Source organism: Acidovorax facilis, assembly GCF_023913775.1.
GTDB classification, from domain to species: domain Bacteria; phylum Pseudomonadota; class Gammaproteobacteria; order Burkholderiales; family Burkholderiaceae_C; genus Acidovorax; species Acidovorax facilis.
Genome location: NZ_JAMXAX010000035.1, coordinates 1 through 25517, shown reverse-complemented (window position 1 = coordinate 25517; position 25517 = coordinate 1). Strand labels below are relative to the sequence as shown.

Annotated in this window: 28 protein-coding genes; 15 read left to right on the top strand and 13 right to left on the bottom strand. The window is 64.5% G+C overall.

All coding sequences use genetic code 11. The features are described from left to right. The first annotated feature begins 1 nt into the window (after nt 1). From kdpC to NFX52_RS12315, 8 genes are all read left to right on the top strand, one after another. On the top strand, nt 2-574 hold the full coding sequence (kdpC, locus tag NFX52_RS12345; RefSeq protein WP_055396003.1) for a potassium-transporting ATPase subunit KdpC: 573 nt from the start codon (nt 2-4) through the stop codon (nt 572-574). A 36-nt stretch (nt 575-610) separates the two neighbouring features. Continuing rightward, the gene (locus NFX52_RS12340; RefSeq protein ID WP_055396005.1) at nt 611-3382 is read left to right on the top strand and encodes a DUF4118 domain-containing protein; all 2772 of its coding nucleotides are present in this window, start codon (nt 611-613) and stop codon (nt 3380-3382) included. An 8-nt stretch (nt 3383-3390) separates the two neighbouring features. Continuing rightward, the gene (kdpE, locus tag NFX52_RS12335; protein WP_055396007.1) at nt 3391-4095 is read left to right on the top strand and encodes a two-component system response regulator KdpE; all 705 of its coding nucleotides are present in this window, start codon (nt 3391-3393) and stop codon (nt 4093-4095) included. Nucleotides 4096-4273: 178 nt separating this feature from the next. Beyond that, nucleotides 4274-4606, top strand: coding sequence for a hypothetical protein (locus tag NFX52_RS12330; RefSeq protein ID WP_156358643.1), 333 nt, complete (start codon nt 4274-4276; stop codon nt 4604-4606). Between the two features lie 87 nt (nt 4607-4693). After that, complete coding sequence (locus tag NFX52_RS30870; protein ID WP_255354192.1) at nt 4694-4816, top strand: hypothetical protein; 123 nt, start codon at nt 4694-4696, stop codon at nt 4814-4816. Beyond that, on the top strand, nt 4813-5931 hold the full coding sequence (locus tag NFX52_RS12325) for a GNAT family N-acetyltransferase/peptidase C39 family protein (protein ID WP_238385525.1): 1119 nt from the start codon (nt 4813-4815) through the stop codon (nt 5929-5931). Before NFX52_RS30870 ends, NFX52_RS12325 begins: the two co-directional genes overlap by 4 nt. A 1-nt stretch (nt 5932) precedes the next feature. Further along, entirely contained in the window at nt 5933-7468 is a 1536-nt protein-coding gene (locus tag NFX52_RS12320) for a RimK family ATP-grasp domain-containing protein (protein ID WP_055396011.1), read from the top strand. A gap of 486 nt (nt 7469-7954) precedes the next feature. Further along, a complete protein-coding gene (locus NFX52_RS12315) occupies nt 7955-8857 on the top strand; it encodes a DMT family transporter (protein WP_055396013.1) in 903 nt (300 codons plus the stop codon). 22 nt (nt 8858-8879) lie between these two features. On the opposite strand, the gene NFX52_RS12310 is transcribed toward NFX52_RS12315, so the two are convergent. From NFX52_RS12310 to lptF, 5 genes are all read right to left on the bottom strand, one after another. After that, the gene (locus NFX52_RS12310; protein ID WP_055396014.1) at nt 8880-10052 is read right to left on the bottom strand and encodes a pyridoxal phosphate-dependent aminotransferase; all 1173 of its coding nucleotides are present in this window, start codon (nt 10050-10052) and stop codon (nt 8880-8882) included. Between the two features lie 55 nt (nt 10053-10107). Continuing rightward, nucleotides 10108-11049 carry a CysB family HTH-type transcriptional regulator gene (locus NFX52_RS12305; RefSeq protein ID WP_010458783.1) on the bottom strand — a complete coding sequence of 314 codons (942 nt, stop codon included), beginning with the start codon at nt 11047-11049 and terminating at the stop codon, nt 10108-10110. Nucleotides 11050-11113: 64 nt separating this feature from the next. Further along, complete coding sequence (locus NFX52_RS12300; RefSeq protein WP_055396016.1) at nt 11114-11494, bottom strand: sirohydrochlorin chelatase; 381 nt, start codon at nt 11492-11494, stop codon at nt 11114-11116. A 33-nt stretch (nt 11495-11527) separates the two neighbouring features. Then, the gene (gene lptG, locus NFX52_RS12295) at nt 11528-12634 is read right to left on the bottom strand and encodes an LPS export ABC transporter permease LptG (RefSeq protein ID WP_055396018.1); all 1107 of its coding nucleotides are present in this window, start codon (nt 12632-12634) and stop codon (nt 11528-11530) included. Continuing rightward, nucleotides 12631-13734: an LPS export ABC transporter permease LptF gene (gene lptF / locus NFX52_RS12290; RefSeq protein ID WP_055396020.1), complete on the bottom strand. Its 1104-nt coding sequence runs from the start codon at nt 13732-13734 to the stop codon at nt 12631-12633. The genes lptG and lptF overlap by 4 nt, the downstream gene beginning before the upstream one ends. Before the next feature lie 73 nt (nt 13735-13807). On the opposite strand from lptF, the gene NFX52_RS12285 reads away from it, so the two are divergent. Beyond that, entirely contained in the window at nt 13808-15304 is a 1497-nt protein-coding gene (locus NFX52_RS12285; RefSeq protein ID WP_055396022.1) for a leucyl aminopeptidase, read from the top strand. Between the two features lie 7 nt (nt 15305-15311). Further along, nucleotides 15312-15746 carry a DNA polymerase III subunit chi gene (locus NFX52_RS12280; protein WP_055396024.1) on the top strand — a complete coding sequence of 145 codons (435 nt, stop codon included), beginning with the start codon at nt 15312-15314 and terminating at the stop codon, nt 15744-15746. Nucleotides 15747-16032: 286 nt separating this feature from the next. Here the strand turns inward: NFX52_RS12280 and NFX52_RS12275 are convergent, their stop codons facing one another. Continuing rightward, nucleotides 16033-16170, bottom strand: a complete 138-nt coding sequence (locus NFX52_RS12275; protein WP_176886101.1) for a hypothetical protein — start codon at nt 16168-16170, stop codon at nt 16033-16035. Here NFX52_RS12275 and NFX52_RS12270 point away from each other — a divergent pair. Both NFX52_RS12270 and NFX52_RS12265 read left to right on the top strand, forming a co-directional pair. Beyond that, the gene (locus NFX52_RS12270) at nt 16169-16369 is read left to right on the top strand and encodes a hypothetical protein (RefSeq protein WP_055396105.1); all 201 of its coding nucleotides are present in this window, start codon (nt 16169-16171) and stop codon (nt 16367-16369) included. The genes NFX52_RS12275 and NFX52_RS12270 overlap by 2 nt on opposite strands. 131 nt (nt 16370-16500) lie before the next feature. Beyond that, nucleotides 16501-17628, top strand: a complete 1128-nt coding sequence (locus NFX52_RS12265; protein ID WP_252635657.1) for a branched-chain amino acid ABC transporter substrate-binding protein — start codon at nt 16501-16503, stop codon at nt 17626-17628. A gap of 288 nt (nt 17629-17916) precedes the next feature. Here the strand turns inward: NFX52_RS12265 and NFX52_RS12260 are convergent, their stop codons facing one another. From NFX52_RS12260 to lexA, 3 genes are all read right to left on the bottom strand, one after another. Then, nucleotides 17917-18924 (bottom strand): D-2-hydroxyacid dehydrogenase family protein, encoded by a 1008-nt coding sequence (locus NFX52_RS12260; RefSeq protein ID WP_055396027.1) that lies wholly within the window; start codon nt 18922-18924, stop codon nt 17917-17919. 181 nt (nt 18925-19105) lie between these two features. Continuing rightward, nucleotides 19106-19594 carry a hypothetical protein gene (locus NFX52_RS12255; RefSeq protein WP_156358644.1) on the bottom strand — a complete coding sequence of 163 codons (489 nt, stop codon included), beginning with the start codon at nt 19592-19594 and terminating at the stop codon, nt 19106-19108. Nucleotides 19595-19767: 173 nt separating this feature from the next. Next, nucleotides 19768-20442 (bottom strand): transcriptional repressor LexA, encoded by a 675-nt coding sequence (lexA, locus tag NFX52_RS12250; RefSeq protein ID WP_055396029.1) that lies wholly within the window; start codon nt 20440-20442, stop codon nt 19768-19770. Nucleotides 20443-20531: 89 nt separating this feature from the next. Between lexA and NFX52_RS12245 the strand changes: the two genes are divergently transcribed. From NFX52_RS12245 to NFX52_RS12235, 3 genes are read left to right on the top strand one after another with little or no spacing between them, the layout of a single operon-like run. Beyond that, entirely contained in the window at nt 20532-21482 is a 951-nt protein-coding gene (locus NFX52_RS12245) for an asparaginase (RefSeq protein WP_055396031.1), read from the top strand. Between the two features lie 16 nt (nt 21483-21498). Further along, nucleotides 21499-21921 (top strand): hypothetical protein, encoded by a 423-nt coding sequence (locus tag NFX52_RS12240; protein ID WP_055396033.1) that lies wholly within the window; start codon nt 21499-21501, stop codon nt 21919-21921. 24 nt (nt 21922-21945) lie between these two features. Next, nucleotides 21946-22416: a DUF6152 family protein gene (locus tag NFX52_RS12235; RefSeq protein ID WP_252635656.1), complete on the top strand. Its 471-nt coding sequence runs from the start codon at nt 21946-21948 to the stop codon at nt 22414-22416. A gap of 123 nt (nt 22417-22539) precedes the next feature. On the opposite strand, the gene adk is transcribed toward NFX52_RS12235, so the two are convergent. The 4 genes from adk to lpxK form a co-directional block, all read right to left on the bottom strand. Continuing rightward, nucleotides 22540-23196, bottom strand: coding sequence for an adenylate kinase (gene adk / locus NFX52_RS12230; protein ID WP_055396038.1), 657 nt, complete (start codon nt 23194-23196; stop codon nt 22540-22542). Nucleotides 23197-23423: 227 nt separating this feature from the next. Then, nucleotides 23424-24260 (bottom strand): 3-deoxy-manno-octulosonate cytidylyltransferase, encoded by an 837-nt coding sequence (gene kdsB, locus NFX52_RS12225; RefSeq protein WP_082437343.1) that lies wholly within the window; start codon nt 24258-24260, stop codon nt 23424-23426. Then, nucleotides 24257-24439 carry a Trm112 family protein gene (locus NFX52_RS12220; protein WP_010458810.1) on the bottom strand — a complete coding sequence of 61 codons (183 nt, stop codon included), beginning with the start codon at nt 24437-24439 and terminating at the stop codon, nt 24257-24259. The genes kdsB and NFX52_RS12220 overlap by 4 nt, the downstream gene beginning before the upstream one ends. Nucleotides 24440-24509: 70 nt before the next feature. Beyond that, the coding region (gene lpxK / locus NFX52_RS12215) for a tetraacyldisaccharide 4'-kinase (protein ID WP_289781595.1) at nt 24510-25517 on the bottom strand (1008 nt) is incomplete at its 5' end.

Here is a 25517-nt window from a genome sequence, read left to right as displayed (position 1 = left end):
GATGAAAAACATTCTTCGCCCCGCGCTGGTGCTGTTTGCCTTGTTGAGCGTGCTGACCGGGCTGCTGTATCCGCTGGTGGTGACGGGCGCCGCGCAGGCGGTGTTCCCCCAGCAGGCAGCGGGCAGCCTGGTGCAGCGCAATGGCCAGACCGTCGGTTCCTCGCTGATTGGACAGAACTTTTCCGACCCCGGGCATTTCTGGGGCCGTCCATCGGCCACGGCGCCCATGCCGTACAACGCGGCGGCGTCCAGCGGTTCTAACCAGGGGCCGCTCAATCCGGCGCTGGCCGATGCCGTGAAAGCGCGCGTGGAAGCCCTGCGCGCGGCCGACCCCGGCAACACGGCCCCCGTGCCGGTGGACCTGGTCACGGCCTCGGCCAGTGGCCTGGATCCCCACATCAGCCTGGCTGCGGCGCAGTACCAGGCAGGGCGCGTGGCGCGGGCCCGCAGCCTGCCGGTGACCAGCGTGAATGCCGTGATTGGCAAGCACGCGGAGCAGCCGCTGTGGGGGCTGCTGGGTGAACCCCGGGTGAACGTGCTGGCGCTGAACCTGGCGCTCGACGGCTTGCGCTGACATGCTCTGACTTTTGGCACCGATACTTGTTGATGCATGACTGACATCCAGCGCCCCGACCCCGATGCTTTGATTGCGCAACTGCGCGCCCAGGAAGAGCAGACCCAGCGGGGCAAGCTGCGCATCTACTTTGGTGCCAATGCCGGGGTCGGCAAGACCTGGGCCATGCTCAGTGCCGCGCAGCGCGAGCGGCGCGCCGGGCGCGACATCCTCATCGGCGTGGTGGAGACCCATGGTCGCGCGGAAACCGCTGCGTTGCTGGAGGGACTGGAGTCGCTGCCCCTGAAGCAGGTGGAGTACCGGGGCCGGACGCTTTCCGAGTTCGATCTGGATGCGGCCCTGGTCCGCAAGCCTGCCATCTTGCTGGTGGATGAACTCGCGCACTCCAACGTACAGGGTTCCCGCCACGCCAAGCGCTGGCAGGATGTGCAGGAGTTGCTAGCTGCTGGCATCGACGTGTGGACCGCACTCAATGTTCAGCATCTGGAAAGCCTGAACGGCACGGTGGGGGCCATCACCGGTGTGCGCGTGCACGAAACGGTGCCCGACACCGTTCTGGACAACGCCGATGAAGTGGTGCTGGTCGATGCCACGCCCGACGAGCTGATCGCCCGCCTGGGCGCTGGCAAAGTCTACGTGCCCCAGCAGGCCGAACGTGCTGCGCAGAGCTTTTTCCGCAAGGGCAACCTGATCGCCCTGCGGGAAATTGCGCTGCGGCGCACGGCGGAACATGTGGAAGACGATGTGCTGGGCTGGCGGGTGGAGCAGTCGGGCGCTTCCGGCAGCCGCGTGGCCAGTGCCTGGAACACCTCGGGCAGCATCCTGGCCTGTGTCGGGCCCCACGAAGACGCGGCACAGACAGTGCGCACGGCTGCCCGCCTGGCGGGGCAGCTCAATGTGAAGTGGCATGCCGCTTATGTGGAGACGCCAAGGCTGCAGCGCCTGGGCGCAGCCCAGCGCGACAAGATTCTGGCCGTGCTGCAACTGGCGCAGGAGCTGGGAGCCGAAACGGCCGTGCTCACGGGCGACCGCGTGGCGCCCGCCTTGGCGGCCCAGGCGCTGCATCTGAACTGCGCCACCCTGGTGCTGGGGCGCCCCGCCGCGCGGGCGGGGTGGCGCAAACTTCTCGCATCCAAAGGTGTTGCGCGCGAGTTGGCCGAACGGGCGCCTTCACTCGACATCGTCGAGGCGGCGCATGCGGGTAGCTCGCGGCGCCTGCCTCGGGCGCTGTGGGACCGCAACATGGGCCTGGATGATGACGGGGATGTGGGCGAGCCCGGCGCAGGGCGCTATCGCTGGCAAGGGTTTTTGTGGGCGCTGGGCGCCAGCGTTGCCGTCACGGTGCTGGCGACACCGCTGCATGGTTTGCTGGAGCTGACCAACATCGTGATGCTCTACCTGGTGGGGGTTGTCGCGGTGGCCATGCGTTTTGGGCGCGTGCCCGCAGCGATGGCGGCCTTGCTGAACGTGCTGGCGTTTGACTTCTTCTTCGTCTCACCGCGCCTGTCGTTCGCGGTGAGCGATGTGCAGTACATCGTCACTTTTGCGGTGATGCTGGGCGTGGGGCTGCTGGTGGGGCAGCTCACGGCCGGGTTGCGCTTTGCCGCTGGGGTGTCGATCAGCCGGGAGCGACGGGCCCAGTCCCTGTTTGAGCTGACGCGCGAGCTGTCAGCAGCGCTGGAGACCAGCCAGGTCATCGAGATCGGCGCGGCGGCCGTTCAGGGGCACTTTGGGGGCCGCGCCGTGGTGGTGGCACTGGACGCGTCGGACCGCCTTCAATACCCCGACGATTTGCCGCCGGGCTTTGACAAAAGCGTGGCGGACTGGACGCTGCGCCAGGGCCAGAGCGCCGGTCTGGCGACCAACACCCTGGCTGCGCAAACCTGGCGCTACGTGCCGCTGAAGGCCCCCATGCGCGTGCGGGGTGTGCTGGCGCTGGAGCCCGCGCATCCCCGTTGGCTGCTGATCCCCGAGCAGGCCCAACAGCTCGACACCCTGGCCCGGCAGATCGCCATTGCCCTGGAGCGTGTGCACTACGTGGACATTGCGCAGCAGGCCGTGGTGGACATGGAGTCGGAGCGGCTGCGCAATGCCCTGCTGGGCGCGGTATCGCACGATGTGCGCACCCCCCTCACTGCCTTGATCACGCTCGCCGAAACGCTGCAGAGCGCGCCGCCGCAAGAGACAGACGCCGTGGCCAAGGCCATCGTGCACCAGGCGCACCAGCTCAATGCGCTGGTCAGCAACCTGCTGGACATGGCGCGGTTGGAGAGCGATGTGTCTGGGCAGGCCGTCAATCTGCGGCGGGACTGGCAGTCGGTGGAAGAGGTGGTTGGCTCTGCCATCCGGGCCGCCCGACCAGCGCTGGGCGACATGCCCGTGCGCACTGAGTTGCCCGCCGACCTGCCTTTGGTGGAGTTTGACCCTGTGCTCATCGAACGCGTGCTGGTCAATCTTCTGGAGAATGCAGCCAAATACGGCGCGGGTCCGGTGGTGGTGAAAGCATCCACCACAGACAACATGCTGGTGCTGAAGGTGCGGGACCATGGCCCGGGCCTGCCCGCCTCGGTGCGTGGCAAAGAGCACACCCTGTTTGAAAAATTCACCCGGGGCCAGGCGGAATCCGCAACCCCGGGCGTGGGCCTGGGGCTGGCGATCTGCAAGGCCGTCGTGCAAGCGCATGGCGGTGCGATTTCCGCCGCCAGCGTAGAAGGGGGCGGGGCAGAATTCACGGTGACCCTGGCGCGGCGCGAGCCGCCGCCCGACCCCGGTTTGAGTGAGATGGAGCGGGGCGTTTCTGCCCCCTGAAGAAAACAATGCAGATACGTACCGTTTTGGTGATCGAGGACGAGCCACAGATCCGGCGCTTTGTGCGCAGCGCGCTGGAGGCCGAGGGCTGGCAGGTGCACGAGGCAGGAACCCTGCGCGAGGGCCTGTCTGCCGCAGGCACCCGCCACCCCGACCTGCTGGTGCTGGACCTGGGGCTGCCCGATGGCGATGGGGTGGAGCTGATCCGCGATGTGCGGGGCTGGTCCGCCGTGCCCATCATCGTGCTGTCTGCACGCACCGATGAGACCGACAAGATCGCGGCACTGGACGCCGGTGCAGACGACTACCTCACCAAACCCTTTGGCACGGGCGAACTGCTGGCGCGGGTGCGGGCCAACCTGCGCAGGCCCCGCGCCGCCACCGGAAACGGGCTGGTGCAGGAGGCGGCGGAGCCGCTGTTCCATTTCGGCGATGTCGAGGTGGACCGCAGTGCGCGCCTGGTGCGCAAGGCCGGTACTGAGGTGCACCTGACACCCACCGAGTACCGCATGCTCATGGTGCTGGTGGCCAATGCGGGGCGGGTCATCACCCAAAAGCAGCTGCTGCGCGAGGTGTGGGGGCCCATGCGGTCGGACCAGAGCCACTACCTGCGCATCTACATGGGTCATCTGCGCCAAAAGCTGGAGGCCGACCCCGCCCAGCCCCGCCATCTGCTCACCGAGTCTGGGGTGGGATACCGCCTGGCGATGTAGGGCAGGCGGCAGCCCTGTGCTCCCGCGCACATGCGTCCAGCCCGCTGGATTGACAGCGATTTGATGTTTGCCACCGCATTTTTTACGAACGATTTACGCCGAATTTCCTAGACTGAAGCATGTTCAACACCGGCCACAAGCGCCCCTGCCGAGGGCTCCGTGTGGCGAAAACATGCTCATGAAGAGTTGTCCCAGTACGGGCTTGCACCGGGTATCCCTGTTGCCTCTGGGCGAGAGCGATGGCGATCCCACCGCGTTGGTGCTGGTTCCGTTCACCACGCCGTATGCCGATGGGCAAAGCCTGCGTGCAAGGCTGCAGGCCGTGCTAGGGCGGCAGCTGCGCGGATACAGCCTGGCGTTCGACGTGCCCCGCCGCACGGCCAAGGGCACTTTGTACATCCACCGGCGCGACCTGGAGAGTGCCAAGCGTTGCCTGGCCTCTGGCCTGCCCCAACTCGAAATGGGTTGTGCGGCCAGCGTTTCTTGCGCGGGGGCGCTTTCATGCCATTGAACCATTGCAGCGCGCAAAGGTGCCAAACCATTGAGGCTGGCTCTGTGCGCAGCGCCCTGCGCGGCGTGGGCCCGGAGCTGCTGCGCCATGGCTGATTGGATCGCATTGCTGATGGCCGTGCTGGTGCTCGTGGTTCCGATCGGGGTGGGGTGGGTGGCATTGAAGCTGTCTGATCGTAAGACGCAGCGGCACCGTGGGGACTGCCCGTGAAGCGACAACCATCGACGGATGTGCGGGGCGTCGCAACGGCGGGCCCTGCAGATTTGCCCGCACTGGAGCAGCTGGAAAACGCCGCGTTCTCCAGCGACAGGATTTCGCGCAGAAGCTGGGGGCGTCTGTTGTTGAGCCCCTCGGCCCGCGTGCTGGTGGTCAGATCGGGACAGACATTGGGTGGAGCCTGCGTGGTATTGCGCCGCAAAGGATCGTCTGTGGCACGCCTGTACTCCATTGCGGTGGCACCGTCCGTGCGGTGCGCGGGCGTGGCCAGCGGGCTGCTGGCGGCGGCAATCCAGGGCGCGCGTGATGCGGGCTGCGCGGTGCTGCGGCTGGAGAGCAGGGCTGGCAACCTGTCGGCGCACCGTCTGTTCGCGCGCCACGGCTTTGTGCACACCGGTTGCAAAACCGCTTACTACGAGGATCGCGAACAGGCCCTGTGCTTTCAGAAGGACCTGTTCGATGGCGCACTGGCCCAGGCAGCGGCGTCGCACCAGGTGCGCCACTATGCGCAGACGCTGGACTTCACCTGCGGCCCCTGTGCCCTGCTGATGGCGATGTCCGCCATGGACCCGGCCATGCCGGTGAACCAGGCGGCCGAGATCCGCCTGTGGCGCGAGGCCACCACGGTGTTCATGGCCGCAGGCCATGGCGGGTGTGGGCCTTTTGGGTTGGCGCATGCCGCGCTGGCCCACGGCTTTGAGGTGTCGGTGTATGCGGCTGCCGGTGCCTCGCTGTTCATGGACAGCGTGCGCGACCCCCGCAAGAAGGACGTGATCCAGTTGGTGGAGAACGACTTCAGGGCGGCGCTGGAGGCGCGCCAGGTGCCGATCCATGCGCGGCCGGTGTCGCCCGACAGCGTGATAGAGCAGCTGCGGGCGGGGCGCCTGCCCATTGTGCTCATCAGCTTGTGGCGCCTGCATCGGCAGAAGACGCCGCACTGGGTGGTCATCACAGGCTTCGACGGTGCGGTGTTTCGCCTGCTGGACCCCATGGCACGTTCCGGTGATCCGGACGGCGGTGTGTCCATCAGCTGGAGCGAATTCAAGAAAGTCGCAAGGTATGGGCGCCGTGGGCGCACTGCGGCCGTCATCCTTTCTGGAAAGAAATAAATTGTCCTCAGAACATGTCATCGTGGTGGAGAAGCTGGCCGACTTTCGATGGAGCCAGCCCGACATCAAGGTCATCACGGCAGAGCAATTCGTTGCCGAGCAGCCGCTGCACCGTGGGCGCGTGCGCAAGGTCACCAACCTGTGCAGGAGCTATGGCTACCTCAGCATGGGCTATTACTGCTCGCTGCTGGCGGAGGCGCGTGGTGACCGCGTAACGCCCAGCGTGGACACCATCCTGAGCCTGCAGCGCAAACGCATTGAGCCATCGGCGCTGGCGCAGCTGAACCGGCTGATTGGCCCGCTCAAGGAGATACCGCGCTCGGTGAACACACTGACGTTGCATGTCTTCTTCGGGATCATGGAAGACCCTGCACTGGCTGCGCTGGCTCGCAAAAGCTTCGAGCTGTTCCGTTGCCCGCTGATGGAGGTCACGCTGGAACGGCAGGAGCAGTCGGCCCATTGGCAGATCGCTGGCCTACAGGCGCTGGACCTGCGCGATGTGGATGCCGCGCGCGACGAAGTCTTCGTGCAAGCGCTGCTCCAGTACACACGGCGAAGTTGGCGCCCCATGATCGCGATGCCCCAGCCGCGCATGGATCTGGCGGTGCTGCACGACCCGCATGATCGTTTGCCGCCGTCCAACCTCAAGACCCTGCGCAAGCTGGTCGATGTGGGGCAGGAGATGGGCATTGCCGTGGAGCTGATCGAGAAAAAGGACTTGGCGCGGCTGACCCAGTTTGATGCACTCTTCATCCGCGAGACCACGGCCGTGACCCACCACACGTTCCAGTTCGCGCGCAAAGCCATGGCGGAGGGCATGCCGGTCATCGACGACCCCGCGTCCATCCTGCGCTGCACCAACAAGGCTTTTCTGGCAGAACTGCTGCGCGAGCATGCCATTGCCACCCCGCTCACGCACATGGTCAGCCGCCGCACGCTGGCCGACATGCAGCACCGGCTGGCCTACCCGGTGGTGGTGAAGGTGCCGGACGGCGCGTTCAGCCGCAGTGTGAAAAAGGCGGAGAACTTTGAACAACTGCATGGCATCGCCCGGGACATGCTCAAGGAGTCGGAAATCATCCTCGTGCAGGAATTCATGTACACCGACTTCGACTGGCGCATCGGCGTGCTGGCAGGCCAGGCCATCTTCGCAGCGAAGTACTTCATGTGCGACGGCCACTGGCAGATCCTGCAACACACGGCCAACGGCAAGTACACCGAAGGCCGGGTGCAGGCCGTGCCGCTGGACCAGGTGCCTGCGCAGGTGCTGGCGGCGGCAGTCAGCTCTGCCCGCCTGGTTGGCCATGGTTTTTATGGCGTGGACCTGAAGGCCACGGCGTCCGGGGTGTACGTGATCGAGATCAACGACAACCCGAACCTGGATGTGGGGGTGGAGGACGCCGCGCTGGGCGATGGCCTGTACCGCTTGTTGCTCACCCATTTCCTCAGGCAGGTGGAGCAGCGCTTCAGCACCAGCCGGGTGGGGGGCGGCCTGGATCACCAGCCCGCGTTGGGCCTGGCGGTGGCTGCGGGCTAGCGCGTGTTTTCCGTTGGCGCATCGGCCCCCGAAGCCGGCCGGTTTGCAAAGGGAGGGTGTGGGCAGATGGTGGGGCTGCTCACGCCCGCTCTTTCTTCTGTGGGGAAGCGGCAGTGTGTGATTGATTTGCTACCTAATTGGTAGCATGCGGCGCTTTGCGGATGCGCGGAAGGCCGTGTTTTCTCTTGTTTTCTTGGTTTGTGTCTGTGCCGCGCTCACCAACAGACGCTAGTCCTGCGCCTTTTTGCCGCGCAGCCTGCACAGGTGTGGGCCCGGTGGGGGCTTGGGGCCGGTTCATCACGGCTGCCATGGCAGTTACTTGTGCCTGGGTGGTGAATGGGTCTACGACCAGGGCACGCGGGCGGAGCCCCGGCGGCCGGGCAGACGGTGCGATGATTGGCTGGCCCTCTGCCGTACTCCCGCTGCCTTGGCATCCTCCCACGTCCGGTGTGACTGCTGCAGGCGGGCGCTTCATCTTCACACCCTATGACCCAGGCAACACCCCACCAGTCCCCCGTCTCGAATCCGCTGGATTCACTCGTCCCATTGCTGTTTGTCGCGCTCTGGAGCACGGGCTTCATCGGTGCCAAGCTGGGCTTGCCTTACATCGAGCCGCTGACCTTCCTGGGGCTGCGCTTTGCCATCGTCACCGTGCTCATGCTGGCCGTGGTGGCGCTGGCGCGCGCGCCCTGGCCCCCGGCTGGCAGGGCCTGGGGGCACATCGCAGTGTCGGGCCTGCTGGTGCACGGCGTGTACCTGGGCGGGGTGTTCATGGCCATCGGGCACGGGCTGCCGTCAGGCATCACGGCGCTGGTGGTGGGGTTGCAGCCTCTGCTGACAGCCCTGGTGGCCGGGGCTTTGCTGGGCGAGAAGGTACGGCCTGCCCAGTGGGCGGGCCTGGCGCTGGGCTTTACCGGCGTGGCGCTGGTGGTGGCTGGCAAGGTGGCCACCGTGCCAGCCAATGCACTGATGGGCATGCTGCTGCCCGCTGTGGTCGCGCTGCTGGGCATCACGGCCGGCACGCTGTACCAGAAACGGTTTTGCCCCTCGTTCGACTTGCGCACGGGTTCGGTGATTCAGTACCTCCCCTGTGCCGTGGCAATGGCCGCCGTCGCCTACACCACCGAATCCATGGCCATATCGTGGACCGGCGAGTTTGTGTTTGCGCTGGGCTGGCTGGTGCTGGTGCTCTCCCTGGGGGCCGTGAGCCTGTTGAACCTGCTCATCCGCCGCGGCGGCGCAGTGAACGTGGCCAGCCTGTTCTACCTGACCCCACCTACCACGGCGCTGATCGCCTGGGCGATGTTTGGTGAAACGCTCAGCGGCTGGGCGCTGGCCGGGATGGCGCTGGCGGCTGCGGGTGTGTGGCTGGCGCGGCAGACGAAGTAAGAGCCCTGGAGGGCCCTGCAGATCAGAGCTTGCGCAGCCGCTCCAGCGCGGCGCGCAGTGTCTCGTCCTTCTTGGCGAAGCAGAACCGGACCACACGCTGGTCGAACCCATCGCCATAAAACGCTGACAGCGGAATCGCCGCCACGCCCACCTCGCGGGTGAGCCACTGGCAGAAATCGGCCTCGTTCAAATCGCTGATGGCCGAAATATCCACGCACTGGAAGTAGCTGCCAGTGCTGGGCAGCAGCTTGAAGCGCGAGCCTGCCAAGCCCTCGCGGAACAGGTCGCGCTTGGCCTGGTAGAACGCGGGCAGCTGCAGGTAGGGTGTGGGGTCCTGCAGGTAGGCGGCCAGCCCGTGCTGCATGGGCGTGTTCACGGTGAACACGTTGAACTGGTGCACCTTGCGGAATTCGGCCGTCAGCGCTGCGGGGGCTGCCACGGTGCCGACCTTCCAGCCGGTGACGTGGAAGGTCTTGCCAAAGCTCGACACGATGAAGGCGCGTGCCGCCAGGCCCGCAAAGCGTGCTGCGCTCTGGTGCTCGGCGCCGTCGAACACCATGTGCTCGTACACCTCGTCGCTGATGAGCAGGATGTCGGTGGGGGCGAGCAGGTCTTCGAGCTGGCGCATTTCCTCGGCCGTCCAGATGGTGGCGCTGGGGTTGTGCGGGCTGTTGATGAGGATGGCGCGGGTGCGTGGCGTGATGGCCGCGCTGATCTTGGCGAAGTCGGGCCGGAAGGTGCCGGGCGTGAGCGGCACGCGCACGGCCTTGCCACCGGCCAGCTCGATGTTGGGCACGTAGCTGTCGTAGCAGGGGTCGAGCACGATCACCTCATCACCCGGGTGCACGATGGCCAGGATGGCGGTGATGATGGCCTGCGTGGCGCCAGCGGTGATGGTGATTTCGGTATTGGGGTTGTAGGCGCGGCCGTGCAGCGCCTCGATTTTGCGGGCCACAGCCTCGCGCAGCGCGGGCACGCCGGGCATGGGCGGGTACTGGTTGTGCCCGGCCTGCATGGCTGCGGTGACGGCGTTCACCAGCTCGGGGGCGCATTCAAAGTCTGGAAAGCCCTGGCCCAGGTTGACGGCCTTGTGTTCGGTGGCCAGGGCCGACATCACCGTGAAGATGGTGGTGCCGACATGGGGCAGCTTGCTGGGGAAGGCTGGGGTGCGGGCGGCAGCGTTAGCTTGGGTCATGGCGCAACAACGTAAAAATCAAAGGTGTTTTGAAGACAGGCGAACTACGGCGAAGTCACAGCTCATAGTCGTTGACGTGCCCCGTCATCGCTCGGGCGATGAGGTCACGGCTCAGCCGGTCGCTGAGCAGTTCGGCAAATTTATAGACAAAGTTGCGCAGGTAGGCGCTGCGCTTGAAGGCAACGCGTGCCACGCTCTGCCCGAAAAGGTGGCCCACAGGGCGCACGGCCAGGTCGCCCACCGGGTCGTCGCGCATGGCCATCTCGGCCACGATGCCGATGCCCAGGCCCAGGCGCACGTAGGTTTTGATCACGTCCGAGTCGATGGCTTCGAGCACGATGCGCGGCTGAAGCTTGCGGGCGGCAAAGGCCTGGTCGATCTTGCCCCGGCCGGTGAACGAGGGGTGGTAGGTAATCAGCGCCTCGTGCGCCAGGTCGTCCAGGCCGATGCGTTCCTTCTGCGCGAGCGGGTGGTCGTTGGGCACGACCAGCACGTGCTGCCATTCGTAGCAGGGCAGGGTGACGAGTTCGGGGTAATCGGCCAGGGATTCGGTGGCCATGCCGATTTCGGCCACTTCATCGATCACCATGCGCGCCACCTCGTGCGGCGTGGCCTGGTGCAGGCTGATGTTGACTTTGGGGTAGGCCTCACGCAGCCGCGCCACGGGCACGGGCAGCACGTAGCGGGCCTGGGTGTGGGTGGTGGCGATGCTCAAGGTGCCGCTGTCTTGTGCGCTGAACTGCTCGCCAATGCGCTTCAAGTTACCCACCTCACGCATGATGACTTCGATGCTTTTGAGCACGTGCTGGCCGGGCTCGGTGATGCGCTTGAGGCGTTTGCCGTGGCGGGCAAAGATGTCCACGCCCAGTTCTTCTTCCAGCTCGATGATGGCCTTGGAGACGCCGGGCTGGGAGGTGTGCAGGGCCTTGGCGGCTTCAGTCAGGTTGAGGTTGCGGCGTGCGGCCTCTTGAACGAAGCGGAATTGGTGCAGGTTCATATCTGATATCGCCTAAAGGGTTGCATCATTATGCTGCAAGCATCTAAGAGATATTGGAAGAACCTCAGCTTTGGGGCGCCTCGCACGCGATTTCTGCCATCAATGCGGTCATGCGCGGGTCTTCGCCGATGGCGGTCTGCACGTGGAAATGAACGCCGGGGTGGGCGGCACGCAGGTCCTGCACCAGCACGGGCAGGTCTTCACGCGCATGCTTGCCGGTGCCCAGGAACATGGGCACCACGGTGACCTGCGTGGCGCCCTGTGCGGCGAGTTGCTGGGCGGCATCTGGCAGCGATGGTGTGCACAGTTCCAGGTAAGCGCAAAGGACCGGCCTGCCAGGCTGCTGCGCGGCGATATGCGCCGCAACGGCTTCAAGCGGCACGCGCCAGAGTGGGTCCCGCGATCCGTGTGCGAATAAAATGATAGCGGCTTGCGCTTGCTGCATAAGCGGTAGAGGCCCAAAAGGCTTAGAAAAATTTTACCGGCGAAGCACCAGCCAGCCGAAGGCGGCTAGCGACAGCACGGAATAGATGAGCCCAGGCGCGGCGGCGGTGAGCCAGGGCGACCAGTTCTGCAGGTTGCCTGCATAGCCGAACACGTTGTTCAGCAAGAAGAAGCTGATGCCCGCCATCACCCCGCCAAACACATAGCCCGCAATGCCGCCCGAGCGGAAATGCAGGTAGGCAAAAGGCAGGGCCAGCACCACCATCACCAGGCAACTGAGCGGGTAGAAAACCTTGCGCCAGAACTCGATTTCGTACCGCTGGGCAGACTGGCCGTTGGCGTCGAGGTGGCGGATGTACTGGAAGAGGTCGATGGTGGCCATGCGGTCGGGTTTGAGCAGCGAGGCGGCCACCATGTCGGCGCTGATGCGGGTGGGCCACTGCAAGGTGGGTGCATCCAGGTGCTCCACACGCGCCTCGTCGTTGCCGCGCTGTTCGAAGCGGCTGCGCTGCACTTGCTCCAGGTTCCACGCACCGTCCGGCCCAAACTGGCCGGATGCGGCCCGCGTCTGCGAGGCGAGCCGGCCCTTGGCATCGAATTCAAAGATGCGCACGTCCAGCATGCCGCCATTGGGTGTGAGGGCGCGCACGTTCACGGCATAGGAGTGGTCGTCCTGGCGCTCTTTGAGCCAGGCGCCCGTGGCGCCAGTGGTCAGGCGCCCCAGGTATCGCACCTTGACGAGTTGAGCGGCGCGGTCGGTCAGCGGCGCAATGTAGTCGCCTACCGCAAAGGTCAACAGTACAAAGAAGCCCCCCAGTGCCACGAGGGTGCGCAAGGCGCGCCACGGGCCCATGCCGCTGGTGCGCATGATGGTGAACTCGGAGCTTTGGGCGAGCCGCGCCATCACGAAGATGGTTCCGATGAGCACGGTAATGGGCAGCAATTCGTACAGGTGGCTGGGAATGCTCAGCACCACGAACAGGAATGCGTGCGAGAGCTGGTAGCCTTCGGCGCCGGTGCGGCCCACCCAGCGCAGTTCGTCCACCAGGTCAAAAAAGAAAAACAGCGCCAGAAATCCGGCGGTGACAAAGGCCACGGCGAACAGGGCTTCGCGGTGGATCAGGCGGCGAATGGTTTTCATGCGGGGCTCCTGGTCGGACGGGGCTGCCAGAGCCGCCGCACGGTCCAGTGGTTGTGGCGCGCAGCCAGGATCAGCAGCGACATGGTCAACATGCCGCCATGCAGCAGCACCATGAAGCTCAGCAGGCCCAACCGGCCCGCACCCACCCAGCTTTGTCCCAGCGTCATGAGGTTGTAGTACACGATGAAGGCAAAAAGCGCGAACACCAGGCTGGTGCTGCGCGCAGCGCGCGGGTTGACGCTGGCCACGGCCAGGCCCAGCACGACGAAGTTGATGGCGGCCAGCGCCAGCCCCAGGCGCCAGCCCAGCTCGGCGCGGTAAGCGGGCAAGGGTTGCATCAGCAGCTCGTGTGTGGCGCGGGTCTTGACGGAGAGTTCTTCCGCCGAGCCTGCAGGTGCCGACCCAATGCGGGTGCCGTATTCGGAGAACTCGCTGATCTTGACGCCGGGCTTGTCGCGCGAGGTCTCCAGGCGCTGGCCTTCGCTCAGCACCGCCATGCGCTCGCCGCCCCGTGTCTCCAGCCGCGCGCTGCGCGCAGAGGTCACGGATTCGCGGGCGCCGTCGGTGGCGGCGATGAAGATGTTGTTGCCAGCCTGCGTGTCGGGGCTGTCCTTGTCGATGAAGAATACCCGGCTGCCGTTGGAGGATTCCTGGAATTCGCCGGGCGCGATGCGGTCGATGTCGCTGCGTTGTTCGTAGCGCGTCTTGAGTTCCTGAATCTGGGAGTTGGCCCAGGGCCACACCAGCAGCGACAGCACAGCAATGACCACCATGACCGGCCACGCAAAACGCAGCAAGGGCCGCAGCAGGCTGATGAGGCCACGGCCACTGGCAAACCAGATGACCATTTCGCTGTCACGGTACATGCGCGAAAGTGTGCCGACCACAGCGATGAAGAGGCTCAGGCTCAAGATGGTGGGCAACTGCCCCAGCACCGTGAAGCCCATGACCAGCATCACATCGGAAGGGCTCACGCTGCCCTTGGATGCCTGTCCCAGGGTGCGGATGAGCATCATGGTCATGACCACGGTCACCAGCACCACGAGCGTCGCGCCAAAGCTGCGCGCCAGCTCCTTGCGGATGGATGAATCGAATAACATTGGCTAGGAGCGCGCTATGCACTTTTGCGTGCATATCAAAGTGCATAGCACGCTCAAAAGGAAAACACCGATTATGAACTTTGATCTCAAGACCCTTGACCTTGCTGCGGCAGCTTCAGAGAAATGCGACCTGCTGGTTGTGCTGCTCCCTGAGGGCTTCAAGCCCGGCAAGGATGCGCTGTCCGCCCTGGCGGCCCTGGCGCTCAAGAACGGGGATCTGGCCACGAAGGCGGGCAAGCACCTGCAGCTGTACCAGGTGCCTGCCGTTGCCGCCCGTCGCGTAGTGTTGGTGGGGCAGGGTGACGGATCTGCCCGTGCCACCCGCCAGGCGCTGCAGGCGGTGGGGAGTGCCGTCAAGGCGCCGCAGACCAAACGGGTGGTGTTGTGTTTTGCCGGGGCCGTGCAAGCCGCTTCTGTCAGCGCCGCTGTGCAGGCCGTGGCCGAAGTGAGCTATGTCTACACCACCACCAAGACCAAGGTGGAGGCGCGCAGTCTGAGCCGCTGCGTGGTGGGTGTACCCACCGCCCCGGATGTGCGCGAGGACTTCGACGCCGGTGTGGCGCTGGTGGCTGGGGTGGAGTTTGCGCGGGAATGGGGCAACCGCCCCGCCAACCATGCCACCCCCACCCTGCTCGCCGACGCCGCCAAGACCCTGAGCAAGCTGCCCCGCATCCAGTGCAAGGTCCACGGCCCGGCCGAAGTGGCCCGGTTGGGCATGGGCGCCTTCCTTGCTGTGGCAAGGGGTTCCGAGGAACCCCTGAGATTCATCGAATTGCGCTACAACGGCGCGGCCAAGGACCAGGCTCCCGTCGTGCTGGTGGGCAAGGGCATTACGTTCGATACCGGGGGCATCTCCATCAAGCCTGCTCCGGAGATGGACGAGATGAAGTTCGACATGTGCGGCGCTGCCAGCGTGCTGGGCACCTTTCGCGCTCTGGGAGAGTTGCAGCCCTCGATCAATGTGGTGGGGCTGATACCCGCCTGCGAGAACATGCCCGATGGCCGTGCCGTCAAGCCGGGCGACGTGGTCACGAGCATGAGCGGTCAGACCATCGAAATCCTGAACACCGACGCCGAAGGCCGTCTGGTGCTGTGCGATGCGCTCACCTACGCCGCCCGCTTCAAGCCTGCCGTCGTGGTGGACATCGCCACCCTGACCGGCGCCTGCGTGATTGCGCTCGGTGGTGTGCGCAGTGGTCTGTTCGCCAACAACGATCCCCTGGCATCCGCATTGCAGCAGGCTGGCGAGTCTGCCCAGGACCCTTGCTGGCGCATGCCGCTGGACGACGACTATGCCGATGGTCTCAAGAGCAATTTCGCCGACATGGGCAATGTAGCCGGCCGTGCGGGGGGCTCCATCACCGCCGCGAAGTTCCTGCAAAAGTACGTGGGCGACGTGCCATGGGCGCACCTGGATATTGCTGGCACGGCCTGGAAGGGTGGCGCCGCCAAAGGTGCCACAGGGCGGCCAGTGGGACTTCTGGTGCACTATCTGATGGACCAAGCCAGTGCCAAGCCGGTTTCAAAGCCTGCGGCGGCAAAACGCTCTGTGCGCACCAAGACGGCCTGAGCGTGCCATGACCGAGGTTGCGTTTCATTTCAATGCGCCGGACAAGCTGGCCTACGCATGCCGCTTTGCGCGCAAGGTACAGCGCAGCGGGGCCCGCCTGGTGATTGCGGCGCCGCCGGACACCTTGGCGGCGCTGGACCGCATGCTCTGGGCCCTGGCGCCTCAGGACTTTGTGGCCCATTGCCTTGGCGATGCTGATGAAGACCTGGTCCAGGCGTCTCCCGTGTTGCTGACTGCCGATGCCCGGTCTGCCCCGCACCATGAAGTGCTGCTGAACCTGCACGCGGAGGTGCCGGAGGGATTTGGCCGGTTTGATCGCTTGGTGGAAGTGGTGAGTGCGCAGGACGAGTTGGATCGCGGCGAGGCCCGGGCGCGCTGGCGCCACTATGCATCGCGCGGCTATGCCATCACCCGCCACGACTTGGTGCTGAAAGCCGGCTGATGGCGCTGCCTCCTCCCAAAACGCCCCCGCGCTTTGTTCCCACCCTCACCGAAGTGGTGCAGGTGCCGGACTCCGTGCCTCTGCCGCCAGCGTCCTCTGCACCATTGCGCACCACGGTCATGTCTCCATCCGCGTTGCCCGCTGCAAGACCCAGCCCGACAGCAGCGCAGCCTGCGGCACGCCCGCTGAGCCCACCTTTGCCCAGTGCCCGCCCGCCTGCCGTGATGGCGCCACGCCCTGCTGCACCAGCGCCTATGCAGGCCGCGCCCGCCCCCGCCCCAGTGGTTCACCGGGCTCCCGTTGCGGCGGTAGCGGCTCCCACGTCTTCGTCTTCGCCTGCATCTCTCGCATCCACCCTCGGGTCTTCAAAGACGCCCAGACCGCAGCTCACCCGGCCACTGCCTGAAGGCATGGAGGAGTACATGGTGCACAGAGTCATGCAGCGTGTGGACGTTGTGCTGGATCAACGTTTGCGCGAAGCCATCGCCACCGTGGTGCAGGAGCAGACACGATCGGTGCTGCCCCGACTGCGTGAAGAGATTGAATCCGTGGTCCGGCATGCCGTGTACGAGGCGGTGGCGGACGAGCTGGCCAGTGGCGCGGCCTCGGTGCCAAAGGGATGACAGGGTATTCCCCTGTGGTTTCTCTCGCGTTTAATCGTATTCCCTAATGATCTGGCCCGTAAATTGCGATATGTTCGCCTGCGTTGAGACACAAGAAGATTCTCAGCGTTTATCTTTACTGGAGATTTGATATGCAATTGAAGTTGAAACTGACCGTGGTTGCTGCTATCGCGGCTGTTGCTGGTGTGGCCTCTGCACAAGAGCAGGTGGTCAAGATCGGCCATGTGGCTCCGGTTTCCGGCGCCCAAGCCCACTACGGCAAGGACAACGAAAATGGCGCCCGCATGGCCATTGAAGAGCTGAACGCTCAAGGCATCACCATCGGCGGCAAGAAGATCAAGTTCGAACTTCAAGCTGAAGATGACGCTGCCGATCCAAAGCAGGGCACGGCCGCTGCACAAAAGCTGTGCGACTCCAAAGTTGCAGGCGTTGTCGGCCACCTCAACTCCGGTACCACCATTCCTGCTTCCAAGGTCTACAACGACTGCGGCATCCCGATGGTGACGGGCGCTGCGACCAACCCCAACCTGACCAAGCCTGGCTACAAGACCACCTTCCGTATCATCGCCAATGACAACGCCCTGGGCGCTGGCCTGGCGTTCTACGCTGTGGATACGCTCAAGCTGAAGACCGTTGCCATCATCGACGACCGTACTGCTTACGGCCAAGGTGTGGCAGACGTGTTCAAGAAGACTGCCACTGCCAAGGGCATGAAAGTGGTGGACGAGCAGTTCACGACCGACAAGGCTACCGACTTCATGGCCATCCTGACGGCCATCAAGTCCAAGAACCCTGATGCCGTGTTCTACGGCGGTATGGACCCTCAAGCCGGCCCCATGCTGCGCCAGATGGAACAACTGGGCATGGGCAACGTCAAGTACTTCGGTGGTGACGGCGTCTGCACGTCTGAAATCGCCAAGCTCGCAGCGGGTGCCAAGACCCTGGGCAACGTGATCTGTGCTGAAGGCGGCTCTTCGCTGGCCAAGATGCCCGGCGGCACGGCCTGGAAGGCCAAGTACGATGCCAAGTACCCCAACCAATTCCAAGTCTACAGCCCTTACACCTACGACGCCACGTTCCTGCTGGTGGACGCTATGAAGCGCGCCAACTCCGTGGACCCCAAGGTGTATGTGAACGAACTGGCCAAGTCCAGCTTCAAGGGTGTGACCTCCACCATCGCTTTTGAACCCAATGGCGAAATGAAGAACCCCGCCATCACTCTGTGCGTCTACAAGGACGGCAAGAAGACCCCTCTGTAATCGGAGTGATCTCGCTCTTCAAGGTCTTTTTGGCTTTGGAGAGCTCCAAACAAAAGGGCTTCCTTTGGGAAGCCCTTTTTTTATTGTTGAAATGCAGCTGGGTTGGGGTGTGCAGGGTGTTCTGCTTGGCTGCCCAATGCCCCGCAGCAGGAGTTTGTTGAAGACAGGAGCGATGACCAAAACTGGCGCTAGGCGCAGCAGAAGGTGCAACCGTACTGAGGTCAGGAGCTTCCAGTCTTGTTGCTTCCCGCAATACCGAGGATGGATGTGCCCGATTTTTGCGCCAGATTAACGCCTCACCTGCAGTGCGCCTGGATTCACGATGTTGGTGGGGGTGCCTTTGATGAAATTCACCACATTGTCGAACGCTGCACCAAAATAAAGCTCATAGCTGTCTTGCTCGACATAGCCAATGTGGGGCGTACAAATGCAGTTCTCCAGCCGCAGCAGGGCATGGCCCTGAAGGATGGGTTCGCTCTCGAATACATCGACTGCGGCCATGCCGGGGCGGCCCCGGTTCAGGGCTGCAATCAGGGCATCGGTCTCAATCAGCTCGGCACGCGAAGTGTTGACCAGCAGGGAGGTGGGCTTCATGCAAGACAGATCTTCGAGTGAGACGATGCCGCGCGTTTCGTCGTTGAGCCGAAGGTGGAGCGAGATCACATCGCATTGCGAGAAAAACTCCTCGCGCGTGGTGGCAGCCTGGTACCCATCCGTCAAGGCCTGGGCGCGTGATGCCTCACGCCCCCAAATGCGGACGTTCATTCCAAAAGCACGCCCGTAGCCCGCCACCAATTGGCCAATGCGGCCATAACCCCAGATACCCAGCGTTTTGCCCCGCAGCACGCTGCCAAGGCCAAAATTGGGAGGCATGGACGCCGTCTTCAGCCCTGATTGTTGCCAGGCGCCATGCTTGAGGTTGGAGATGTACTGCGGCAGTCGGCGCATTGCGGCCATGACAAGTGCCCACGTCAGCTCTGCGGGGGCCACGGGTGAGCCTATGCCTTCTGCCACTGCAATCCCACGTTCCGTACAGGCAGCTACATCAATGTGATTGCCGATCTTGCCGGTTTGCGCGATGAGCTTGAGGCGGGGAAGTTTCTCCACCAGTTGACGGGTGATCTGGGTGCGCTCCCGCACGAGCACGATGATGTCAGCGTCTTTGAGGCGGACGGACAGCTGGCCCAGCCCCTTGACGGTGTTGGTGTAGACCTTGGCGGTGTACGCGTCGAGCCGGGATGCGCAGTGGAGCTTGCGGACTGCGTCCTGGTAGTCGTCGAGGATCACAATGTTCATCCCGACATTGTGCCTTGGCCACGCCGGTCGTTTCATCCCGGATCGCCTTCTGGCGCAGGAAAGGATGGGGCTTTTGGTGACGGAGTGTTGGCGACCTCAACAAGCGCCGTCCACAGCGATCAGGCAGCATCCTCCATATACAAAGCAGTCAATGGATCGCTGGGTGGTGCAGCCCTTGGGCTCAACAGGCTTGTAGCGCCGCCTCGGATGCAGCCAGGCGGTCCAACTCGGCGCACACATCGGCCATGCGGCCGGCGATCACCAGTCGGCCTGAGCCGCCCGATGTGGGGACCCTGCGCAGGACCTTGGCAGCCCTGCCGCCTGAGCCGTCTGCCAATCTGGATGATCCACAGGCAACGCGGATAGCGGCAGGCGACGGTATGAACGCCCGGGCATCGGTATTGGTGGCTACAAACCGCGTGGTGGCACCGGTGGGTGGTGTCTGCGGGCTGACCGTAAAGGGCCAGTTGCCTCGCGGTGGACGTTGGCTGGGGATGTTGGATGGACGGCGGGGCTTGTCAGTGCCTGCTGATTCGCTCCTGCGGCCCGGGTCCGTGTCATCGGGATGGGGGCGGGGCGCAGGCAGGTCTGCTGCAGACGGCTCCTTGAAGGTGTGGAGCCAGTGGGTCAGGGTACGCAGAGTACCGGAGAGCGCAGAAAAGGTGGTCAAGGCAATTCCCATGTGAAAACTCCGAAGGTCGGGGGTTGGACATAGGCAGGATTGCAAAGTAAACCGGCACCGCAGGGCTGGCGTACCGGTTTTACCAGTGCGCCAAACGCCCGCCACCTGCAGTGCGGCAGCTAACGAACTAATTCATGAGTGAATGCGATGGAGCGGTGTGGCTACATCAGCATGGTGTTGCGGATGAGGCCGACGGCCAGCCCTTCAATCTCAAAGGGTTCGCCGGGCTGCACCACGATGACCGGGTAATCCGGGTTCTCGGGCAGCAGTTCGATGGCGGTCGCAGTACGGCGCAGGCGCTTGACCGTCACATCGTCTCCCAGGCGGGCCACGATGATCTGGCCGTTGCGGGCTTCGCGGGTGGACTGCACAGCCAGCAGATCGCCATCCATGATTCCGGCATCGCGCATCGACATACCGCGCACTTTGAGCAGGTAATCGGGCTTGTGATGGAACAGGCTGTTTTCCACACTGTAGGTTTGGTCAACGTGTTCCTGCGCGAGAATGGGCGACCCTGCCGCCACACGTCCCACCAGGGGTAGCACCAGTTGTGAGAGCCCGGGAATCGGCAGGCTGAACTGATTGCCGCGCGCTGCATTGATGGAGCGCACGGTGTCACTGCGCAACCGGATGCCACGGGATGTGCCACTGACCAGCTCGATCACGCCTTTGCGCGCCAGCGCCTGGAGATGTTCTTCTGCCGCGTTGGCCGACTTGAACCCCAGTTCGGCAGCGATCTCCGCACGGGTGGGGGGCGCCCCGGTGCGTGCAATGGCCGTCTGGATGAGATCCAGAATCTGTTGCTGGCGGGCAGTGAGTTTCGGGTTGTCGAGCATGGTGGTTTCCGGTGGAGGCGGCTACAGTGATGGATAACTGTTTTTTAATCCAGTAACTGTATTTTTCACCAGTTTTTCGGAGTACGCAAGTGAGTGGGCAAAAAATTGTGGTTTTGGGTACCGGAGGGACCATTGCGGGCACGTCCGCGCAGGCTGGCGACAACATCGGCTACACCGCTGCGCAGGTAGGGGTCGGGCAGCTGCTTGCAGCTGTTCCCGGATTGCAGCAGGCCGCGCAGGGCGTGCTGGTGGCGGAGCAGGTGGCCCAGATCGATAGCAAGGACATGGATGGCCAGGTGTGGCAGGCGCTGGCGCTGCGCTGTGCGCACCACCTGGAAGATCCCGAGGTGCGTGGTGTAGTCATTACCCACGGAACCGACACGCTGGAAGAGACGGCCTGGTTTCTGCATGAAGTGCTGGACACCCGCGCGAAACCCGTGGTGCTGACCTGTGCCATGCGCCCGGCCACGGCGCTCACGCCCGATGGGCCTCAGAATCTTCTGGATGCTGTTGCTGTGGCGGTCACGCCCGGCGCACGGGGTGTGCTGGCGGTCGCCGCTGGCGAAATTCATGGGGCACGGCAGGTTCAGAAGGTGCACCCCTACCGGGTGAATGCGTTCAACTCGGGCGAGGCCGGGCCTTTGGGTTGGGTGGAGGAGGGGGCTGTCCGCCTTGTGCAGGATTGGCCCCTGGCGCTTGGTGTTCCAGCATTGAATGCTATTGAAAATGTAGTGAATGCCGCAGCCTGGCCCCGCGTGGAAGTGGTCACCAGCCACGCTGGCGCATCGGGGACCATGGTGGACGCACTGGTGCGGGATGGGGTCCAGGGGCTGGTGGTGGCCTGCACGGGCAATGGCACTATCCACCATGCTCTGGAGGCCGCATTGCTGCGTGCCCAGGAGGCGGGTGTGCGCGTGGTGCGGTCCACACGCTGCCCCGAGGGGCAGGTGCTGCCCAAGCCGGGGGACGCATTGCCGGACTCCCAGGGTCTATCACCCTTGAAGGCCAGGATCTCGCTGATGCTCGAACTGCTGCACTGAGCAACAAGGCCGCCCGATGTTTTTTGCAGCTCTTAAGTCCCATGCGTGGGCTTACCCCGCGCTGGAGGTGGTGCACATCGTGGGCATTGCCTTGCTGCTGGGCAATTTGGTCTTGCTGGAGTTGCGGGTGTTTGGCCGTGGGGCGGCGCTGCCTGTCAAGGACTTGGCGCGGCTCAGCCTGTCGCTGGCATTGTGTGGTTTTGGCCTGGCGGCGGCGTCGGGCCTCTTGATGTTCGCCACACAGCCTGCCGAACTGCTCGCCAGCCGCGCATTCACCTTGAAGATGCTGCTGTTAATGCTTGCAGGTTGCAACGCCGCGTGGTTCCATGGGCGGGGTTCGCTGGCTCGCCTGGATGCCCTGGCCCGGGTACAGATGCTGGGTTCCACCGTGATCTGGCTGGCTGTGGTGGTGTGTGGCCGCTGGATTGCTTACCTCTGATCAGACATGACAAGGAGAGAACCGATGAGCCTGCAACGCCGCCACGTGCTCCTGGCCGCCACGGCCATTCCCTGGGGCGCGCGTGCCCACCATGGGTGGAGCAGTTTTGACCCCGACCGTCCCATCTACCTGGAAGGCACCGTGCGCAAAGTGCGCTGGCAAAACCCACACGCCGAGTTGGAGCTGGAGACACCTGCCGAGCTGAAGCTGCCTGCGGATCTGGCCCAGCGTGTGGTGCCTGCGCAGGCGTCCCCCGTGGATGGCAAGGCATTGCTGGCCAAGATGGTTTTGCCCACCCGCAAAGACCGCCGCTGGGAGGTGGAGCTGGCGCCTTTGACCCGCATGCAGGCCTGGCAGGTGCAGGAGATCAAACCCGGCACTGCGGTATCGGTGGTGGGCTTTACCCTACGCGAAGAGAAGGGCGACGCGGTGCTGCGGGCGGAATACCTGTTTGTGGATGGCAAAGCCTACGGCTTACGCTCCAGCCCAGCCTGACCCACCGGTATGGCCCGGGTATAGCTATGCGAAAGGCTGCAAGCGGGTTCCCTGCGCCGCATAAAAAAAGCGACGCCCTGCTGCCATGGCGTCGCTGGTTGCAAGGGGCGATAGCCCCGAACCTTAACTGGCCAGTGCCTGCAGTGCGCGTGCCGTGATCTCGTCCACGCTGCCCGTGCCGCTGATGGCGCGATACTTAGGGGCCAGCTCGGGTTCGGCCTGGGCCCAATTGCTGTAATAGTCCACCAGGGGGCGGGTCTGGTCGCTGTAGACCTGCAGGCGCTTCTTGACGGTTTCTTCCTTGTCGTCTTCGCGCTGGATCAGCTCTTCGCCCGTCACGTCGTCCTTGCCTTCCACCTTTGGCGGGTTGAACTTGACATGGTAGGTGCGGCCGCTGGCGTGGTGCGAGCGGCGGCCGCTCATGCGTTCGATGATGGCGTCAAAGGGCACATCGATTTCGAGCACGTAGTCGAGCTTGACGCCCGCTGCCTTCATGGCATCGGCCTGGGGAATGGTGCGGGGGAAGCCGTCGAACAGGAAACCGTTGGCGCAGTCTGCTTGCGTGATGCGCTCCTTGACGAGACCGATGATGATGTCGTCACTGACCAGGGCGCCCGAATCCATCACCGCCTTGGCCTGCAGGCCCAGAGGGGTGCCGGCCTTGACGGCTGCGCGCAGCATGTCGCCGGTGGAGATCTGGGGGATGCCGTACTTCTGGCAGATGAACGTGGCTTGCGTGCCCTTTCCGGCGCCAGGCGCGCCCAACAAAATCAGTCTCATGGAAGTCCTCGAAGGTTAGAAATCGGTTGGCGCCGCTGGCGGGGACGTTCGAAGGGCGCCTGAAGCCGTTCTGTGCGCCCGGGATGCGGTGCTCTCGTTGCGGTCGAGGATAGCATGCGACTCCCTTGCGCTGACTTACATGCTGCACCGGGTTGGGCAGGGGTGTCGCAGGGTGGATAGCCGGGGCATTCGGCGGACCGGCGCGGCGCGCACCACCGGCCCACTCCTCATCGGAAAAGGCGGCGAACCCGTTCCAGGTCTTCGGGCGTATCCACGCCCGGGCCAGGGGCTGCGTTGGCCAGGTGAACCCCAATGCGGTGGCCGTGCCACAGGGCGCGCAGTTGCTCCAGCGCTTCCACCGCCTCGGTGGGGGCGGGTGTCAGGGCAGGAAATTGGCGCAGAAAGCCCGCACGATAGCTGTAGATGCCCACATGCCGCAGTGGCGCGAACCCCGCCAGGGCTGCTACACCGGGTGCCGCCGCCTCGGCGGCACCTTGCCACCAGGCCAATCCCATATGGTCCCGCGCAAAAGGGATGGGCGCGCGGCTGAAGTAGTGGGCCAGGCCACGCGCGTCCAGCACCACTTTCACCACGTTGGGGTTGGTGTAGTCGGCCAGTGACGCAATGGCGTGGGCTGCGGTGCCCATGCTGGCCTCCGGCCGGGTGGGCAGGAGGGCTGCCACAGCGTCGATGAGGCAGGGGTCTATCAAAGGTTCATCGCCTTGCACGTTGACGACCACGTCGTCCCCGTCCAGGCCCAGCTGGGTACAGGCTTCGGCCAGGCGGTCGCTGCCGCTGGGGTGGTCGGCGCGGGTCAGTATCGCTTGCACGCCATGGGCGGAGCAGGCCTGCAGGATGCGAGGGTCATCGGCGGCCACCACCACGCGGGCTGCTGCACTTTGGGTGGCACGCTGGGCCACCCGTACCACCATGGGTAGGCCTGCGATATCGGCCAGGGGTTTGTCGGGCAAGCGGCTGGATGCCATGCGCGCTGGGATCAGCACCGTGAAGCGACAGCTCGCGGTTGGAGCGCCTGGCGTGCCGGGATCCGTTGCTGCGCTCACTGCTCCAGTTCCTCGTCGGTGAGTGTGCGGGCTTCGTTTTCGAGCAGCACCGGAATGCCGTCCCGCACCGGATAGGCCAGGCGAGCGCTGCGGGAGACCAGTTCCTGGGCATCGCGGTCGTAGGTCAGCGGGCCTTTGGTGACGGGGCAGACCAGCAGTTCAAGCAGTTTGGGATCCATGGTGACAGCGCTTTCCAGGAGGTTCGTTCGGGCAGGCAGGGATGATAGCGGCGGCCCGGGCGGTGAATCATTAATGCCTTTGGACGCCCAAGGCCAGCAGGCGCGCATCCAGCGCTGCGAAAAAGGCCGGGTCAATGTGCAATTGCAGGGGCACGGCCAAAGCGTCCGGGTGGTGTTGCCAGAGCTTGACAGCGTCTTTTTCGGTGCAAATTAGCGGGTAGCGCTTGTCAGATGAGTGGGTCCAGCTATCAAAATCATAGTGATCTGGCAAGGCTTCCGTGTGTGCCAGCTGCAGCGCCTCAGCCTGCAGCATGGCAAAGAACACTTCGGGGCGTGCCACCGCCGCCACGGCATGCAGCGGCTGGCCTTGCAGGTCCGACAGCGGCACCCGGGTGCCGTCTGCACGCAAGGCATAGGGGGCCAGTCGGCGTTGCAGGCCATAGGCATGGGCGGGGTCGCTTCCAGGCGGCAGAGTCCCTGCATGCAGCACAAAATCCACCGCGCGTGGCCAGGGCTCACGCAGGGGCCCCGCTGGCAGCAGGAAACCGTTGCCCACGCCCTGTTCGTTGAAGATGCAGACCTCCAGATCGCGCGCCAGGGCCAGGTGCTGCAGGCCATCGTCGCAAACGATCACGTCGGTGTCCGGGTAAGCAGCCCGCAGGGCGCGGGCGGCGGTGATGCGGCGAGGCGCCACAAACACGGGCACCCGGCAGTTGCGCGCGATAAGGGCGGGTTCATCGCCCACCTCATGGGCGGGGCTGTCGGGCGTCACCTCGCGGCAGTCGGTGGTGCTGCGGCCGTAGCCGCGTGAGACCACGCCGGGGCGCAGGCCCAGACCTTGCAGATGCTGGACAACGGCAATGACCACGGGCGTTTTACCTGCGCCTCCGGCAATCACGTTGCCCACGACGATGACCGGGCGGCCAGGGTGTTCCGCCTTCAGCATGCCGATGCGGTAAAGCCCGCGCCGCATACCGACCAGCGTGCGGTACACCTGCGAGACCGGCCACAGCACCCAGACGAGCGGGCCGCGTGTCTGCCAGATTTTCTGGAGCCCGGAGGCGGGTGGGGGGAGGGC

Coding starts and splice junctions, on each gene's coding strand:
- kdpE (WP_055396007.1), top strand. CDS start 3,391: ATGCAGATACGTACCGTTTTGGTGATCGAGGACGAGCCACAGATCCGG.
- NFX52_RS12280 (WP_055396024.1), top strand. CDS start 15,312: ATGACCGAGGTTGCGTTTCATTTCAATGCGCCGGACAAGCTGGCCTAC.
- lptF (WP_055396020.1), bottom strand. CDS start 13,734: ATGTTATTCGATTCATCCATCCGCAAGGAGCTGGCGCGCAGCTTTGGC.
- lexA (WP_055396029.1), bottom strand. CDS start 20,442: ATGCTCGACAACCCGAAACTCACTGCCCGCCAGCAACAGATTCTGGAT.
- NFX52_RS12310 (WP_055396014.1), bottom strand. CDS start 10,052: ATGACCCAAGCTAACGCTGCCGCCCGCACCCCAGCCTTCCCCAGCAAG.
- NFX52_RS12330 (WP_156358643.1), top strand. CDS start 4,274: ATGAAGAGTTGTCCCAGTACGGGCTTGCACCGGGTATCCCTGTTGCCT.
- kdpC (WP_055396003.1), top strand. CDS start 2: ATGAAAAACATTCTTCGCCCCGCGCTGGTGCTGTTTGCCTTGTTGAGC.
- NFX52_RS12265 (WP_252635657.1), top strand. CDS start 16,501: ATGCAATTGAAGTTGAAACTGACCGTGGTTGCTGCTATCGCGGCTGTT.
- NFX52_RS12235 (WP_252635656.1), top strand. CDS start 21,946: ATGAGCCTGCAACGCCGCCACGTGCTCCTGGCCGCCACGGCCATTCCC.
- NFX52_RS12305 (WP_010458783.1), bottom strand. CDS start 11,049: ATGAACCTGCACCAATTCCGCTTCGTTCAAGAGGCCGCACGCCGCAAC.
- NFX52_RS12260 (WP_055396027.1), bottom strand. CDS start 18,924: ATGAACATTGTGATCCTCGACGACTACCAGGACGCAGTCCGCAAGCTC.
- NFX52_RS12275 (WP_176886101.1), bottom strand. CDS start 16,170: ATGTACTCCTCCATGCCTTCAGGCAGTGGCCGGGTGAGCTGCGGTCTG.
- NFX52_RS12270 (WP_055396105.1), top strand. CDS start 16,169: ATGGTGCACAGAGTCATGCAGCGTGTGGACGTTGTGCTGGATCAACGT.
- NFX52_RS30870 (WP_255354192.1), top strand. CDS start 4,694: ATGGCTGATTGGATCGCATTGCTGATGGCCGTGCTGGTGCTCGTGGTT.
- NFX52_RS12285 (WP_055396022.1), top strand. CDS start 13,808: ATGAACTTTGATCTCAAGACCCTTGACCTTGCTGCGGCAGCTTCAGAG.
- lptG (WP_055396018.1), bottom strand. CDS start 12,634: ATGAAAACCATTCGCCGCCTGATCCACCGCGAAGCCCTGTTCGCCGTG.
- NFX52_RS12340 (WP_055396005.1), top strand. CDS start 611: ATGACTGACATCCAGCGCCCCGACCCCGATGCTTTGATTGCGCAACTG.
- NFX52_RS12300 (WP_055396016.1), bottom strand. CDS start 11,494: ATGCAGCAAGCGCAAGCCGCTATCATTTTATTCGCACACGGATCGCGG.
- adk (WP_055396038.1), bottom strand. CDS start 23,196: ATGAGACTGATTTTGTTGGGCGCGCCTGGCGCCGGAAAGGGCACGCAA.
- NFX52_RS12220 (WP_010458810.1), bottom strand. CDS start 24,439: ATGGATCCCAAACTGCTTGAACTGCTGGTCTGCCCCGTCACCAAAGGC.
- NFX52_RS12315 (WP_055396013.1), top strand. CDS start 7,955: ATGACCCAGGCAACACCCCACCAGTCCCCCGTCTCGAATCCGCTGGAT.
- NFX52_RS12240 (WP_055396033.1), top strand. CDS start 21,499: ATGTTTTTTGCAGCTCTTAAGTCCCATGCGTGGGCTTACCCCGCGCTG.